Here is an 18,242-nt window from a genome sequence, read left to right as displayed (position 1 = left end):
ACCCCGCCGGCGAAAGATTGCGTGAATTCGTTTGAATCATGCCCTGCAATGGAGATGGCAATGCTTTCGCAAGTCGATGTGTTTCATGACTGCTTTGATCAAGTCGATGCCCCGCGTGTTTCAGGTCGAACGATACACCCTCTGAGTTCAATTTTGTTTCTAGTCGTTGCCGCGACGATCGCGGATGCTGATGGCCCCGAAGAGATCGAATGCTTCGGAAACGAACGGCTCGACGGGCTCGGTCGCTTTGCTGACTTTCCCGAAGGAATCCCGTCGCACGACACGATTGGACGTGTCTTATCGCTGATCAAACCGGACCAATTTCAACAAGCGTTACTCTACTGGCATACGCAACTTTGTCGGACGCATCACGATGCCGAAAACCAGGCCGATGAAGCGGGCGACTCCGACGACCAGCCAGTTCACGTCGCCATTGATGGAAAGACCTCACGGGGTTCCTATACCAACGCCGAAAAATCCAACGCGATTCACTTCGTATCGGCTTGGGCATCCAAGCATGGTGTCACGCTGGGACAAACCGAAGTCGATTCGAAAACCAACGAAATCACGGCGATTGATGAGCTGCTCGATTTTATCGATGTTCGCGGGACGATCATCACGCTCGATGCCATCGGTGCTCAGAAGTCGATCGCCAAGAAGATTCATGACGAGGGTGGCGACTACATCTTGGCGATCAAAGACAACCATCCCAAGCTGGCCGAAGCGATCCGCGATCACTTCGAGTTGGTGCATGAGATGGGACTGACAAAACACGGCGTGAAATCGAAGAAGACGATCGATGAGAAACGAGCTCGTCGCGAAGAGCGTTTCTATGCGGTGTGTGCGATTCCGTCGGAGATGAAGGCGATGACAGATCTGTGGGCAGGGGCCACGAGCATTGGCCAAGCGATCACCCAAATCGAAGAAGGTGACAAGTGCAACGTGGAGGTTCGTTACTTTCTGATCAGCCGACCGGCGAAGGTCAGTGAGTTCGCCACGAGCGTGCGAAGCCACTGGAGTGTGGAGTCGATGCATTGGGTTATGGACGTTGTGTTCCACGACGATGCAAGCCGCATCCGCACGAAAAACGCGACGGCCAATTTCACGTTTACCCGTCGGTATGTCACGACGCTTCTGAAGCGGGACACTACCAAGCGAAGTCTCAAGCAGAAGCGTAAAAAGGCAGGCTGGAACACCGACTTTCTCGAAAAACTATTGTTCGCAGCCTAAATTTGATGCGATGGCCGTGGGTAGAGTCCCGTCATCAACGACGCACGAGTCGGACAACAGCGGCCTGTGTTGTAGAACTGAGTGAACCGCAACCCGCCATCGGCCAGCGCATCAATGTGCGGGGTGCTGATTTCACCGCCGTAGCACCCGACATCCGAATAGCCCATGTCGTCAGCCATGATCAGGACGATGTTGGGGCGTTCCGCTTGAGCCAGCGAGGGAACGACCGTCAAAACGGCGACCAGGATAAAACAAGGTGATCTCATGCGGAAATGATTCGTATGATGGGGGAGTTGGAGATAATTTCGTGAGTGCAGCAAAAGTGTCGCTCAGTCGCCTTGCACCAGCACTCGCAAGTGGTCTTTGCCGGCACCAACGCTGAGATGAAAGAAGAGTCGATGGCCGCTCGGGTCAATCGAGATCGTGTCGGCAGGCAGTTCGCCTCGCTCCGAATCCCGCTCTTCCAAATACCGGTAGGCCAGCTTTCCATTGTCGATCGTCTTCAGGCCGAATGGTTCATCGGTGGACTCAAGCTGTGATCGAGTTGCCGCGACACCGAGAATCGGTCGCTCGAACTCCACACTGCCGCTCAATGAAATTCGTTTCCCAAAGCGACTGCTTTGCGGCTGGTATACCAGCAGGTAGCTACGGATGTTCTCTCGGGAAGGTAGCTTTACCGGCGACACGGACGCTTGAGGCCAAGTCTGTCCTGGCCGGATGAGAGACAGTTCGACAGGGCGGTCGAGCCGGCAATTCAGCTGTTCTGGAATCAAGAAGAGTTTGTGATCATCTGTCAAATCGCCAAGTGGATTCGTGGCACCAGGGACGACGAAATCAATGACGTTCGACAGTTCGTTGATTCCAACGGTAAGAGGCCAGATGTCCTGATACCGTTCAGGCTCGAAGGGCATTTTGTTGCGAACAGAGTTTTCGGCTGACGCTGAAAAGGCCTCGCCTTCGACAAAAATCTGCTCCTGCGGTCGCGGCGACTCCGAACGTTTCGTGACCGCGACCTTGCCGTCGAGTACCGCGAAATCGACGCGACCCTCGGGAGCGGCGGTCACACCAAAGGACGTGCCCAAGTCACGCAATTCGAAGTCACTGACTTGGACCGTCAGAGCGCTTTGTTCATTCGGCAATCGCACGGCCATTTTTCCGGAGTCGAGCTGTTTTCATGACCGTTGACCAAAGTGAAGGCTGCCGGACCGGTCATGGAAACAACTGCACCATCGCTCATCTTGATTCGAGTGATGCCTGAACGGAGCATGTAGTTGGTGGCTGGCTGCAGATAAGTCAACTCGCGAATGGACTTGTCGCTAGAAGCCGTTTGCCAAACAGCTTGTTTTTCGTAAGTGACTTCAGCCACCTGCCCCGAAAACGCGTCGTCGTGAATGGCCCACCAAAAGAAGCCTATCAAGAGAAAAAGTACGATTCCGCTTGCAAGTAGGAGCGTCGAGCGGCGAGGCGAAAACGAAACACCAGGAACCAATCCCGATCCAGTAGCACTGCTTTCCTCGCTCGCCACGAACCGTGCTCGCAGCACCTCCATCACTCCAATCGTCGGTTCATGCACTGAGATAAAAATGGCACGTTTCTGCTCATCCGCTTGAAGTGCTTGATCAAACTCCCGCAGTTGTTCATTGCTAAGCGAACCATCTTGATAAGCGGCGATTTGTTCGAGCCATCGCTGATACGACTGATCATCCATCAAGATTGGTACTCCGGTTGTTCTCGCAGGCACTCAGCCAATGCTTTATGGACACGCGCGATGGTCTGGTAGACAGAGGTCACTTTCGTACCGGTCATCCCGGCAATCTCGACCCCCGATCGATCTTGAAAGTATCGCAGCGACATCATTTCGCGACTTCGAGGAGTCAACACGTCCAGACAGCGAGATAGCGCATCAATCAGATCAGCACGGCGAGAATTCTCTCGCGAGTCCCAATCCTCTTCCAAGATCGCCAAAGTCTGATCCGAGAGTTGCATCACGTTCTCACCACGCGCTCGCAGAATGTCGATGGCTCGATTTCGGGCCACCTTGTGAAACCACCGCAGCAGGTGTTGTTTGGATTCGACAGCCCCCGCCTGTTCCAGCGCTTTGATGCAGGTTTCTTGGTACACGTCCTCGGCAAGATGTTAATTTCTTGTCACCGTATAAATGAACGCGGTCAGCCCGACCCGTTCTCGCAACATGCACGTCGTGATTTCTTTTGCGTCTAACATCTCACCGTTGATCTAAATTGACTCAGCCGTCCATCTTGTCCGATCTTTGGACACTGAGATCGAAACCAAGATTTCGTTCGACACCTTGTGTACAGACAGCTTCGCCGCGATTAAGTCCCGTCTCCGTCTCCGTCTGCTCTCGATGCTCGCACTTGCCTGATTCTGGTCGAGACAAAGGACTCGATGAACCATAAGCTGACCGCAATCGCGAAAGATCAGCTTTTGTACGTCTTATTATCTCTACGAAGTCGCGAGTTCTTTCTATACAACCAACTCACCAAAATTTGGGAGACACCCGGAAAACAACGCCATCAAATGCATTGGCAAGAAGTCTCCGAGCCGTCAGTGTCGCGATCGTGTGAATGAATCTCCGATTGACTTCCTTTTGCACAAGTCAGCGTTCTGCTGAAATCGTGAGAATGCCGGCCTCGATATTGAGCCATGAAATCGCCGTATCGCGTAGTGTGCAACCATTCAGTAGAGGGCTGTTTTCGCCTGGCATTGACGACGTTTTTGCGTGAGGGCAGTCAGTGTTCCAAAGTGGATAAACTGTGCGAAGAGAGCTTTTGAAACGGGTTCGGCTTCCGCGGGTTTGGAAAGGAGCTATCGAAATTGTCGCCCGCCAGGAACAAGTGCTACCCGCGCTAATGGTCCTGAAACGTCGAATTCGTCGGGAACAAATTGCGTTTCGTGGAAGAACGTTGCTGTAGGACACATGGACTCGGAGTGACTGAGCCATGTCACTGTCGTTCCGTCGAAACCAAGGTGGCGAAGCGACACGAAATGGGCGGGAACAAAAATATCTTTTATTTTGTTGGCGGGTTGGAAAGTGCGAATGTCACACGGTGGGTAGAGCCTCGTTGCTCGAGGCCTTGATCCGCGTCCCATTTCCAGCCAGATCGATGTTGAATCGTCAAGAACGAGCGAGAATCTCGAAACTCCGCACTCCTGGGCGTCGCAGGCGAACTCTGAGGCAATTCGAGACGCTTGAAAAAAGGCGGTTGCTGGCGGCCGATTTCGTCGTCAATCGGCCCGATTTGGCGCTGGAGCTTTGGCGAGACAACGATGAAATCGTCGTTGCGACAGATGTCGTCGCTGGGCAAATCCCACAGGAAATTCAGCGAACTCCGATTTATGAAATTGAAGAGCTGATCGACATTCGTGCCGGCTCGCTGCTAGTGGATTCCGATATCGATCTGGGCAGCAAACGACTTGAGGTCTTGGCGGCTTCGATCGTGATCGATGGGGCACGTTTGATGTCCGACAGCTTGATTGCCTTTAGCGCCGCGGACCGTCCAGACCTCGTTGACTATCTCTTCAGCGAAGGAAGTTCTCCGGCGACGGTTGCCAATAGTGATGCATCGATCGTAATGCGGGGTTCGATGATTTCGGGCAGCGAAGTTCTGATCACCGCGGACGGTAGCACAAACTCCCGATGGGACGAACTGGCCGGCTATCAAGACGTGATTGCAGGGGAACTCTTGAATCAGCTGCAATCGATTCCGCAAGTCGGCATCAGCTCCATTAGCCCGTTGTCGGGACAAGCGAAGGTGCATGCCGCAACCGCGCACATTTTAGTCGACAACACTTTGATCGTGAGTTCGGGTGACGTCACGATCGATGCTCAAGCAGTAGCCGATGCTTCGTTCAATGCACTTGCGATCAATGCAAATGACGCTTCCGTATTGGTGTCCGTCGGATTTAGTCATTCGGATTCGTCGGCGACCATCGAGTTGATGTCGGGATCAATGGTTCACGCTGGTGGAGCGGTCAACATCTTTACCGATGCCACTAGCACCGCTGAAGTTACTTCACGAACCGAAGCAAACTCGCGCGCGACACCATCCAATCGCGTCAAGACAGCCTTCAACATGGCACTCGCGCTCACGGATGAGACTTCGGTGATCACGGTGGACTCGTCGGTTGAGATCGTGGCTGCGGACGTCACGATCGACGCTCATGCAGAAGTCGTCAACCAAGTGAAGTCGACGGCGGCTGTCTTTGACGATGGGACGCTGGGCTTTTCAGCCGTCGTAGGTGTGGACAACGCGAGAGTAACCGCCGAAGTCGCTGGTGCGATCACCAGCAACTCGGAAAGCGGCGACCACATTCTTTCGTTGGACGCCGCGATTGTGAATGCAAGCACTGATGAACTAACGTTAACGTCGCCGATCGAACGCCCGCTGAAAGTCGGTGAACAACTGACGTATACGGCCGATGCAGCAAGCAGTTTTGGGCTCATTGACGGCGTCACGTATCTCGTTCATGGCGTGTCCGATCCCATCGACAATCTGGATGGGACCGTCGATCAAAGAGTTCGCTTGATCCAAGCGAGCAGCCTTTCGATCGACGCGAGGCAGGTTCCCGCCGATAGCGTGCATTCACTCAGTCGTCCCATGGTTGCTTCGGTTGCAACCACCTCCATCGCAAGCGAGTTGGGAAGCGGCGACGGATTGATCACCATGTCGCTGCCGAGCGGTATTGCGCGAGTGATCTATCTGGGGCCGGAGAGTCCGGATGTCGAGGCCGATGAAGAGGAACCGATGCTAGAAGGCATCACGGGCCTAACACAGAACCAGGAATACGAAGTGGTGGCGGTTGGTGATCAATACAAACTGCGGCTTCCGGGTGATTCGGCATTCATCGATTTCATCACTCCAAGTCATACGGAGAACCACGGATTCTATTATGAAGAGCCGGGCGTAAACTTCGTTCCTGCTAGTGATGGCGTGGTGGATCGGCACAGTGATTCAATCGAACTGTCACCTGGACATGGATTCGTGACCGGTGATCTCGTTTTCTACGACACCGATCCCAATCGCAGTATCACTATTGAAAGCGAGTTGCTTGGTGAGATCATGTTGCCAGACGCGCCGATTCGCGGTCTGCAAACGCGTACCGGTTACTACGTGGTCGTCGACTCGCACGATCCGGATCGGATTCGTTTGGCAACGTCCAAAGCGGGGGCGCTGCAAGCTCAGGTCGTTGACCTGGTCACCGGCAGTGGAGATGCCTCATTCCTACGAGCAGACCCGGCGGGCATTTCGATCAACGCATCGCTCGACGCGACCAATAGGGTCGATGCGGGCGTCAATTTGACCAGCGGCAAACAGCCGTGGACTGCTGTGATCTCGGGAGCCGTTCAGGGCCAAGTCGATTCCATCGGTGCTGCGGGCTATGGTTTCATCGACGAATTACGCACGAAGCTCAACACGAACTCGATTGCCCCAGCGAAGCAGTCGACTGAAACCGATGCGGACTCTGACGAAGGTGTGGATGTCGCGAGCAGCATCGCCGTCGCGTACTTCGATCACAAAGTTCATGCGACCGTGACCAAGACAGCAGTTCTGAGATCACAGGGCGATATCGAAGTCGATGCCGAGATCGTGCAACGGGCTCGGCTGTCGACCGTTGCCGAATCGACTCGCAACGCGCTAAACGAAGAAAGCGACGATCGAGAGTACGCTTCGTCGATCGGCGTTGGTGTCTACAAGAACGAAGCGATCGCGATCATGGCCAGCGAAAGTACCAACGCGTCTGGGCAGACCGCGGTTCGCTCGAACGTCAGTTATCCGATCTTGGTCGGCAACCGTGGCGACGGGGTCAACTTTGCTTCGACCGTCGGCGCGGGCGGCATGTCCACGGTCCAGGCATTGATCGATGGCACGCTTGGCTTGTCGAACTTGCTGAACGTGCAGACGCGAACGCTGGCCGATGGCAGCAAGAGTCCACTGTCGCTTGCGGTCGGTGTGGTCGTGACCGACTACACGAATCGTTCGATCGCTCGGATCGAAAGTGGTGCCTCACTGAATCAAGAAAGCATGGGGCAATCGGTGCTGGTCGATGCTGGCTTGGACGCTTTCCTGTTGGAGGCCGGCCAAATGGCATCACTGAATCTCAGCTTGCCGGGACTGGCCGAGGCGATCCAGCGAAACCAACTTCGTACGGAATCCAGCTTCACCGACTTTCTGACCGATCTGGTGAATCCGCTTGGGGTGTCAGGCAAAGATGCAGCAGGCGGGACGCTGCTTATCACGTCAGCGGACAACACCACGTCAGCCACGATTGGAGAAAACGCACGCGTCGACGCGTGGAGCGAGATCGATGTCATCGCCGAGTCGGACTTTTACAACTTCGCTTTTGTGCAAACCGGAACCGGATCAACACGGCTGGGGTTTTCAGCCGCGATCGCCAACTCCAATCTCTTGACAAGTACTACGGCCGCAATCAACGATGGTGCCATCATCGAGGCAGCATCGCTGAACGTCGATGCCTTGGATCGTGTCGATCGAGTGGCGTATGCAGGTGCGATCCTGAAGGGCAAACAAGCTGGGGTCGGAACTTCGGTTGCCGTCAATTATGTCGATCAAAACGTCGCGGCGTTCATCGGACGTGAGAACGGCATCGACCAAGAGGCACTCACTGCACCATTGGACGCGACCATCCAAGTAACCGACGATGTGTCTGTCCATGCAATCGCTGCGGGTGAGGTTTCTGCGCTCACGATCTCGGGTGCATTGCAGGGTATCGGTGAAGCGGAACCGGAGAACGGAAAAGGCGGAGCGACGACTCGCAAAGCCAATGGCGGACGATCGATTGGCGCGATCGCGTTAACTGTTCCCGTTGCCATCAACACGGTGTCATCCGATGTCCAAGCCCTCGTTGACCATCAAAATGTGACTGCTGAGTCGATTTCCGTGCATGCGGGTGATGAAGACTCGGATGCTTCGTTGCAAGTCAACGCGATGGTGATCGGCGGATCGTTTGCCTTGCAATTGGCAACCAATGCAAAGTTGAATCTTGCCGCCGCGGGAGCGGTCGTCGTCAATGATGTCGATCTGAATACGGTTGCCATGATTCGTGACAGCGAGATCAAGGCCATCGGCGACGCGCAAGTGAAGGCAGTCGAATCCGCTTCGGTCAAAGCAGACGCTGGTGGCTTGGCCGTCTCGGCAGGCATTGGTAGTAAAGTCGCACTATCGTTTGGCGTTAGTGTCGGGATCAACGACGTCGACTCCGACGTGTTGGCTCGATTGGACAACAGTCGGATTCACAATGGTTCGAGCACAGCAGGTGATGTCCAGGCGATCGCACTGACGGGAACGACGATTCAAAGCGATGCACTGGCCGGCGCAGCGTCGCTGCGCAGTGGTGCTACACCGGGTGGATCGCTGGGAGGGGCCGGCGCGGCGGCACGCAATTGGGTAGAGCAAGATGTGATCGCTGATGTAATGAATAGTGACATCAACGCGGCGGCCTTGACTGTCTCCGCTCAGAACCAAAGCACGGTCATCGCCAATTCGACCGGCTTCGGAATTGGCGTGACTTCAAATCCTGGAATCGCTGCCGGGGTTTCGCTTGGCATCGGTTTGAGTTTCAACGAGGTGCGGGGGCAAACGTTCGCAAGCGTCTCGGATTCGGCGTTGACGATCAGTGGCGATTTAGAAGTAAACGCTACGGACTCTACGAATTTGACGGCCTATGCAGACAGCGTCTCTGGCGGCGCGGCCGTTGGCGCCGGCGTTAGCGTTGCACTGGCGGGTGCTGGGTCGGGAACACATAACGACATGGAAAGGGCAATCACTGCGCATATTGAATCGAGTCAGGTGGAATCAGCGAACGTTGGCGTGAAAGCCAATGACGAATCATCACTCTCCGCCAGAACACTCGGAACCACCGTCGGCGCGGTGGGGGCTGGGGGTGCCGGAGTCACGGTTCCGATCGGAATCACCATTGCTAAGAACGAGAACCGCAACACGGTGGAAGCTGCGGTGACAAACGCAAACGACATTGCGACCTTCATCAACGCGCGCGAAAGCGTGTTGGTGAAGGCGTTCAGCGATACCGATCTTGTTGCCGAAGCGGTTGCGGCATCTTATGCCGCCGGGATCGCCGCTGGCGCAGGAATCGCGGTTTCGGGTGCGGGGACGGCCGCAGAGAATTGGTTGTCCGCATCGACAGCGGCTCGCGTGAGTAACAGCACCGTCATCGCCGGCGGCGATGCCACCGTCGATGCGAGGCGAGACGCTACCGTTCGAGCGGATATTTTGTCACAAGCGACTTCTTTGGCAGGCGGCAACATCGGTGGTGGGGCGGCCATCGGCATCTCGATCGCCACGAACAAAGTTGTGTCATTGGACCCGATTGACGACGCTCCGGAATATCGTTCCGAAATCCAGGCGTTTGTTCGTGACAGCCGGATCGATGCCGGTTCGGTGTTCTCCGTTCTTTCAACTAGCAACGATGACGTCGACGCTGTTGTACAGTCCGATGCCATGGCCGGGGCACTAGGCAACATTGGTGTCGCCGGTGCGGGTGCGGGTGGTGGCGCATTCAACGAACTTCGCAGTGACGTATCGGCGTTTGTCGACGGCGAACGCGCTGTTGGTGGTGTGCGCGGTATCACGGCCGACCGTGCGATTGTCAGCGCAGACGATACGAGCGACGTGGTTGCCCGGGTTGACTCGTTGGCCTTGACCGCATCAGCGGGGGCCGGCGGTGCGGCTGCGATTTCCATTGCCGTCTCCCGAGCGGTGACCGAAATTCAAAACAACGTTTCGGCCTCGCTTAGCGACACGTCGCTATCGGAATTGGCAGACGGTCAGTCGTTAAGCGTGGTTGCAAGTGAAAACGCAACTTCAAAGGCGGACGCTCACGCAGGAGCTGTAGGTTTGGCGTTATCGTTTGCCTCTTTTTCAGTCTCAGGAGGCGGCGCGGAAAGTCACAGTGTCATCGCGTCGACCACGCGGGCAGCCGTGACGTCGAGCGACCTGAACCTTCCCGATTCCGCCTTAGAAGTCCTCTCAACCAACACCTCGATTTCCGATGCTGAAACGCACGCGTGGAATGGCTCGTTGGCGATCCTCTCCCTGGCTGCTGGTGGGTCCGTGGCGGTCAGCAACATCACTCCCAACGCCACCGCGGAAATTGTTCACAGCGATGTGTCAGCGGGTCAGGTGGATATCATCGCGACCGCCAATCCGACGGCCTTCGCGCGGGCTTCCGGGTGGTCGGTCAACATTGGAATCGGAGCCGCCGTCGGGGTTTCATCCGCCCGCGTGAATCTGTCCGGCTCCGTGACCGCTTTGCTTGATTCCGACGGGAAGCGATTCGAGGCGGGCACACTGCGGCAACGGGCCGACCTGAACCAAGCTGTCGCGTCCAAAGCGATGGCACAGGGCTCAAGTGGTGGTTTGCTATTGGGCGTGGACGCAAGCACTGCATTTGTTGAAAACACCATCGACGTGCTGGCCGAGATCGCGGATGGATCGACGCTGATGGTGGACGACATCGACATGTTCGCACGCCGAAGCTCACAACACTATGCCGAGGCGAGCGGTTTGGCGCTGGGAAGCGTAGCGGTTGGTTCGACTAGAGCGAGCACGACCGACCGTGGCAGCGACATCGCGCGAGTTGGTTCCAATGTGGTGATTACAGGCGACCAGCTTTCAATCAATGCGGCTTCGATCGATCGTAGTTTTGCCGATTCGGTCGCAGGTGGCGGAGGCATCGGATCGGCAGCGTCGGCGACCGCGAAAACGACCAGCGATACCGAAACCATTTCGAGTATCGGTGACGCAGCGGAATTGACGTTGTCCGGTGATTTTCGGATGCGTGCGAATCACCTTGCCAATTTCGACACCGTGCTTTCGGCGACGGGTATTGGGTTTGTTTCGGGAGCTGGCGGAAGATTGGACAATCTGGCCAGCGCGGTCGTGCGCAGCGAGTTCGGTGAAGGCGCCGTCGTGTCGGCAGGCAAAGTGGATGCCACTGCCATCAACCGGATCGAAAAATCAACTTCGAGTTTTCTTTCGCAGGACCGCGATAACGTCAATGCGACCGTTGGTGCGATCGTTGGCGGTTTGGGCGTCACCAGCCAAACGGTATTGGATTTGACGACCGAGGTGCTGGTGAACGATTCCGCTGATGTGGATGCGACCGGAGAGGTAAACTTGCACGCTTTGAACCAAGTCGATGCGAGAGACAGTCTGACGGTACGCAGTGGCGGGCTGGCCAGTGGCGCGGGCGTACGATCGTCGATTGCCTCCGGTCTGTTCCCTGATTTGTTTCCTGGTTTAAGCGATCACACCGCGCGCATCACGATCGCTCCCAACGCGACTGTCGATACGCTGGCTGCTCTGACCATTTCGGCACGCAGCGTGGGCAATGCACACGTTCAGGCAAGTACCGAAGTCTTTGGAGCTTTGTCGGTCGAAGTCGGAGATGCGACCGTGCAGTTGCGACCGATCAACACCTTGGCAATTGACGGACGCTTAACTGCGGCGGGCAATATTCGCTTGTTGGCTGGAACGAACTTGGCAGGCCACGCGGATCGTCACGACATCACTTCGCGATTGGACGCGTTCGCGGCCAGCTTGATCCCCATTCAAGATTCGACCGCCATGGCAACGCTCGTCACGACCAACCGTATCGAAATCGGATCGGGGGCGGTCACTGAAAGCGGGGGCGACATTGTTTTGGATGCGGAAGACTCCGAGCGGAATGATCCGAAAGCCACGGCGAAGTCGGTCAGTTGGGTCAGCGGCGCAGTCGATTTTGTGGAGGGTCTGTTTAGCGAAGGGGGCCAAGAGCAAACAGCCGGAAATGCGATCGAGTCGACTCTGAGCGAAGTGATTGTCGACGGAACGGTGCGAACCGGGCTGGACCGAGTCAAACGCCTAGAAATTCTATCGGTCCAACCGGACGAACTTGCCGACGCCGGTTTTGCGTTGACTCTGTCGGATGATTCGGCTGGCGACATTAGCTACCAGCTTCAGTTGTCAGATGTTACGTCGCCGTTGATCGCGGAAATCCGCCGCTTGAGGTCGTTGATGGTCGATCACCAGCACAACCAGACGTTGGTCGATCAATACCAAAACGAAATCGATCGCATGGAAGAGCAATTGGCCGCTCAAGGACTGTCAGAGACACCGACGGGAGCTTCCGCGCCACAGCGGATCGAACAAACAAAGTTGACCGTAGTGCTCGATCCGATCCAAGCGCGTGCGGGATCGATCACAATCACCGCTGGCGAGTTTCTCGGCACTGGCGACTTGGACGCACCAGGCGACGCGGGAATTGAGATCATCAACCACTCGGGCGTCTTCATTGAAACCACCGGGCTGTTCATTCCCCAGCGGAACGGCGGCGTGACGATCAATGGCGACGAAACCCCGTCATCAACCGCCGGCCCGGTGATCCTGATTGAGAATCGGGCCTTGGCACAAGACCTGCGAGTTGGCGTTGCACCTGTTCTGTGGCCGTCGATCACGGTCAGTGGTCCCATCGAAAGCCTGGGCGGTAACCTGACCCTGATGAATCCGGCTTCCGGAGCTGGAGATATCATTATCAACGCACCGATCGAAGTGTTCTCGCAAACGATTACGGCGGGCAACCAAGGCACGTTGACGATCGATTTGTCCAGCGGACGAGCCACGTTCGAGGGCGCCACCGAGCATGCGAGGATTCAGCCGATCCTTGACGGGATCACCGAGCAATTGCCTGCGGGCTGCATCACCAACCTATTTGTTCCCTGCGAGACGCGGCAATGGCTCCGACCAGCCGAGTACAACGCCTTCATCGAGACGGGCTACCCCGAAAGTCGGCTGTACGCAAATCGCATTTTTATCTCCGCCCAGTACGTGAATATCAACAGCCTGATCGAAAGCGGCCAACAGGATTACCAATTGACGCTTGGCGACGATGTGGCGAGCGCTATTGCGGCGAACACGTTGAACCAACGGATTGACTTTGATCCGAACGATCATCTCGGCGGGTCAGAAGATTTTGGGGTTTGGTACGACCCCGAAAGCGGCCGAATCGTTGTCGAAGAACTACGGGCCGGGGGCGGGTTCGTGGAGATTAACGGCCACATTGCCAATACGCACAGCGGGGAAATCCGTGTGCTGGGCGGATACTCGCATCTCGAAATTGACAACCAAACCGAATACCCGATTGAGATACGACGGCTCGACGTCGGTGATCGCGGCGCCGGGACGATCATCTTGAACGATCAGACCAAGGGGCCAATGCCGGAAAGGTGTGTCACCGGATTGTTTGGTGACATTTGTATCCCTGGCACGCCTTTGAACAGCCCCGAATTATCTCAAACGACCATTTATCGCCAGGAGGGAAATGTCGTGGTGAAAGATGTCGAAGGCACCGAGACGATCTACGAAGATCTTTCCGACATCGCTTATCAACCCGCCGATGGATTGCGGTACGAATGGTCCATCGCCGAGAACACGGGCACTCGAACGGATCGAGTTTATCAAACCTCCAGTTGGCTGGGCGCAATTGATGCTTTTGCTCCCGACGGCGAAAACAACACCGTCAATACCACGGTAAGGAATTACGACGCGGAAGTCGTCGATGCGGGCAGCTACTTTACTTTCGATGATAGTACCGCCAACTACCTGCATTCGGGTCGGAAGCTTACAACGACCAGCGGCGAGAAAGTGGTCGACCGATGGACGGATTGGTCTGGGTTCCTAAATTGGAACAAAGACTATTACACGCGTACTGTCGAGGAGAGTCTGACTCAGCGAATCAGCACGCATTCGATCGAAGCTGACCGTGACATTCAAATCCGTTTCGTCGGCTACCAGGAAGGCTCTGTCGTCATTGAATCTGCAGGCGACGTGTTTTTTGCAGGTCGGGTGGTCAATCCGACGGGCTTGACCAGAGTAAATTCGACCGAAAGTACTGGTGGAACGATTCAAGGAGATCGCTTCGGAATCATTGGCGGTCGCCGTGTCATTCTCAATGGACATTCGGAGCTCGGTTCGGAGGCTGATCCGCTTAGGATCGAACAGACAAACGACGCAGTGTTTGATCACACCTCGGGCGATGCCGTCGTTTACGGGGGGCAGACTGTGATGGTCGCACCCGAGCACCAAGGGGGCGGAGTGGTCGGTCAGCGCTATCGATTCCGCGGTACACGCTTGGAAATCGATTCGCAAACCGATTTCGCGAATGGCGATTTGTGGCAACCCGACCGTTTCATTCCATCGCTCGATATCGACGCTGCGTCAGCAAACGTTCGCGAGGTGACTGGCGACCTGTTCGTCTATAGCGTTGGGACGGGTTCGGGCAGTCTAAAGCTGGAAGCCCCCGATTCAATTTTGCCCTCGTACCTGCCTTCTGGCGAAGAAACTGTTTTCGGCTCTGCTGTCGGAACCCGTGTGGAATTAATCGCTGGTGGTGGAAGCATTGGTACAGCGGAAAGTCCACTTCTGATTGCCGCAATCGATGCTTTCAATGGGTCAGCGCGGGACGACATTTTTCTGGAAGTCCGCTACACCGACCTTCCCGTTGACGCGATCCAGGCAGGCGGTCTGGTTTCGATTGAAACGTTTGGCGGCTCCAGCGTTGTCGACAAACGGACTTCGGACGATCTCGATGATCGTGACGCCTTTGAACTACGGGAGGTTTGGCAGTCTCTGCAATTGACCAGTGATGACGCGATCAGTAACGACATTGGCTTTGAAAACAAGCGAACTGCTCGGATTGAGACGCTGGAAAATGCCAAAACACTGGAATACAACGCCTATTGGAGATTGCGAAATACGCAAGAAAACCCAACTCTCTACGACCCAACGCACTCGATCGAACTAAGCCCTATTGAACGTCCGTTTTATGACGATCCGCAGGTCATCGCGACGCTCGAAACTTCACGCACGACTCAGTACCACGTGCTGCAGGATGAGTACGGATCATTGGGCGATACGTTCGATCCAAATTTCCGATATACCGCCACGGGCGATGACCTAGCGCAGATCGACGCGACGATGCGCAAGTGGACGATCGACGAACTGCAAAATACCTTCAACTTTGTGGAGGTGACTGACACCGAATTTGTCGTGGAGCAACCCAATATCATCGCATCGGAAATCCGACTGAGCGCAGGATTAGACTCGCCTGGCGAAAACGCCAGCATTGGCTTGCAAGGGGAACCCCATTTTGTCGAATTGCCCAGCGAAGGCGGAACACGAACCATCTCCATCGAACAGCAAGCGTTGCTTGCCGCGGCCCGCCAGTCGGATCTGCTGTACCTGTCGACCGCCCCGATTGACGTAACGGGATCAAGCCGAGGTTATCAGGATGGCAATGATGCAACTGTCGTCGCGCTCCGGCTGACCAATGACGCCAACGGCACATGGAGCGAGCGCGGTGTTGTCGCCGGTCAAGAAGTGTACCTGGACTTGTCGAACGACTTTGCCGATCGGTATTACGAAGGTCTGTACCGAGTGCGCCGGATGGAAGACAGCGGCCGCACGCTGATCTTCGAGACGTTTTCAGAATCAGGTACCGAAGTTAGCTATCGCGATTTGGGCCAAGGAACGCTCTCGCCAAAGATCGATCGCGAGGACGCGACGCATATCCGAGTGGCTCGCCGCGAGGACATCGACGTCCAAACCGACGGTGCGATCCATGCGATCGCCAGTGGCGACATTTACCTGGGGTCGATGGACGATCTAACGATTGGCCGCGTGCATAGTCTTCGGGACGACGGGGTTGGCAGCCTGCGGATCAAGATCGACGGCAACCTGCTCGGTGAACCGAACCAAGTCGATGTCGCTCATGTCCGCGGTCAAAATCTGCTGCTGGAATCGGCGGAGGGAAACGTTGGTACAACAGGTGCTCCGCTTCTCTTTGACGTCACGAGAAACAACACACTGACCGTGCGTGCCGAAGGTGCAATCGTTCTCCAGCAAGAACAATCCGATCCGGTACCGTTCCTCGGACGCGAAGATTTATTCATCGACCAACTCTTTTCGGCGACGTCGCTGATCGACGTGACGACCGAATTTGGAATCGCGGACGCTTGGGATTCTCCGCAAACCAACATCAAAGCCGCGGGCGATCTGTTCTTGAGATCTGGTGGTGGAATCGGCGAAATGGGTGACGGCATCAGTGGCTTTGTCGTGGGCGAGAACTATCTGGATATTGAAGTCGGCGGCAGTGTGACGGCGATCGCGGACAACGGCATCTTGCTCTCGGAGAACAACGGGGACTTGAACGTCCGTCAGATCAGCACCGTGACCAATCCGAATGCAAGCAACGGTCGTCCAGTTCATTTGCGTGCCGATGGGTCAATTATCGATGCGGTTGACGTTGTCGATCCGATGGATCCGACCGCTGTCGATGCTCCCGGTATTGCGGGCAACCCGGTGGCCGACATCGTTGGTTCGTGGATCAAGCTACAGTCGTTGGGCGGAACGATTGGGCAAGCTGCTAATGAATTGGATATCAATCAAATCGGCACGAATTCCGGTGGCGAAGGCTCAGTCTTTATTCTCGACTATCTTATGCCGCGCTTGGAGGTCGCGAGTCTACTGAACACGTACGTCAATGAAACCGAAGGTGACCTCTATCTTGGCGGCGCTCAAACCGGGCAAACCACTTTCTTCGCTGCTCTGACCGGGGGCATTCTGACACCTATGATTGGTCAGGAAGCGATCGAAACTGAAAAGCTTTGGTTATTCGCTCGTGATCGGATTGGAACGCAAGACAATCCGATTGAAATGACTGCCGGATCGTTGGAAGGTGCATCCGTGACCGGTGGTGTTTATCTGCAAAACACAGGTGACCTGACGATCGGTGGCGTTGTCGACTCGCCCGCGATAGCTGAAGGCGAAGAGGCCGGGGCTGGTGCGAGTCCGACGCGTGCGGAAGGCGCTAGCGGATTGGCTGCAGGGGGCAACTTGTCGATCTATTCGAGTCAATCGATTGCGATCGCCGAAGAACTTACCGCCAACGACATACTACTGAGCGGAGCAGCGGCAATTCATTTGCCAGAGGGAGTTTCCATTCGATCAGCGCAATTGCTCCGGTTCGTTTCTCAGCGTTCCGAGATTCTGGGCACAGTGGACGCTGCCGAGACGGTCGTGGCTGGTACCGTCGGTGACGACACCGTCATTGCCAAGCCGAAATCTTTGTCCGGATTGTTGCGAGTGGAAACCCACGAAGGCGATGACAGGATTGTCGTCGAAGGAGGTTGCTTTACCATCGACGCCGGGTCTGGAAACAATGAAATCTCGCGAGTCGAGTTGTGCAATGTCATCGTATCCACGTCCGGTCCCGGCGAAACTACCCATCGAATAAAGACGATTGCGGATGAGAACATCAGCGGCCTCCCAGTCAGCACGCTACGTCTTCACGGTGTCGATGCTCCAGAAGCTTCAATCAGTGATCCGCGATTTGAGTATGCCGATGGTACGCTCGGATTGAAATCGGGCGAATTCCTGAGCACGGACGAGGGAGAATCGGTAGAGATCCAAGTCATTTTGACTGATCCACAATCACGGCAACACGAGGTGACGCATTTGATTGACATTGCGATCGAATCCAACGATCTCGTCTGGCAGAACCCAGGGTCGATTTATGACGTCAACCAGAGCGATTCCGTTTCTGCAATCGACGCATTGGTTGTGATTAACGAGCTCGCACGACGAAATTCGGATCGGCTTGGTGCGCGACCGTATCGGTCGACATTGCCTTTTTATGATGTGACGGGCGACGGACGACTTTCCGCTCTGGATGCTTTGCGGGTGATCAATCATTTAGCAAGGCAAGCATCCAGTTCGGGTGAACACGTGAAAACGAACACACTTCCGGAAGGCGAGCGCGAGACTGATGCCCTGGGATGGTGGATGGGCGGCATCGAGGACAACGACGACGAGGATGACGAAAGTTGTTACGACCTCATTGCTCGCGACTTGAATGGTTTGAGCTGAACAGCGGTGCAGGAATCTTTCCATGCAGTTTCCCGACCCCTCACTGATGCG

At 55.7% G+C, this 18,242-nt stretch carries 5 protein-coding genes and 1 pseudogene; 2 read left to right on the top strand and 4 right to left on the bottom strand.

Annotated elements, in window-relative coordinates:
• Positions 1–48 precede the first annotated feature (48 nt).
• On the top strand, positions 49–1,230 hold the full coding sequence (locus Poly59_RS27305) for an ISAs1 family transposase (RefSeq protein ID WP_146537569.1): 1,182 nt from the start codon (positions 49–51) through the stop codon (positions 1,228–1,230).
• A 2-nt stretch (positions 1,231–1,232) separates the two neighbouring features.
• Here the strand turns inward: Poly59_RS27305 and Poly59_RS27300 are convergent.
• From Poly59_RS27300 to Poly59_RS27285, 4 genes and pseudogenes are all read right to left on the bottom strand, one after another.
• Positions 1,233–1,496: pseudogene (locus tag Poly59_RS27300) on the bottom strand (sulfatase-like hydrolase/transferase); the annotation flags it as partial.
• Positions 1,497–1,559: 63 nt separating this feature from the next.
• Positions 1,560–2,375, bottom strand: coding sequence for a hypothetical protein (locus Poly59_RS27295; RefSeq protein WP_146537251.1), 816 nt, complete (start codon positions 2,373–2,375; stop codon positions 1,560–1,562).
• A complete protein-coding gene (locus Poly59_RS27290; RefSeq protein WP_186776557.1) occupies positions 2,345–2,941 on the bottom strand; it encodes a hypothetical protein in 597 nt (198 codons plus the stop codon). Before Poly59_RS27290 ends, Poly59_RS27295 begins: the two co-directional genes overlap by 31 nt.
• A complete protein-coding gene (locus tag Poly59_RS27285; protein ID WP_146537249.1) occupies positions 2,938–3,351 on the bottom strand; it encodes an RNA polymerase sigma factor in 414 nt (137 codons plus the stop codon). Before Poly59_RS27285 ends, Poly59_RS27290 begins: the two co-directional genes overlap by 4 nt.
• A gap of 1,004 nt (positions 3,352–4,355) precedes the next feature.
• Here Poly59_RS27285 and Poly59_RS27280 point away from each other — a divergent pair.
• Positions 4,356–18,191: a dockerin type I domain-containing protein gene (locus Poly59_RS27280; RefSeq protein WP_186776556.1), complete on the top strand. Its 13,836-nt coding sequence runs from the start codon at positions 4,356–4,358 to the stop codon at positions 18,189–18,191.
• Positions 18,192–18,242 lie beyond the last annotated feature (51 nt).

The organism is Rubripirellula reticaptiva (genome assembly GCF_007860175.1).
GTDB lineage: Bacteria > Planctomycetota > Planctomycetia > Pirellulales > Pirellulaceae > Rubripirellula > Rubripirellula reticaptiva.
Note: the sequence above shows the minus strand (reverse complement) of the source record. Positions and strands in the feature narration are given on the sequence as shown.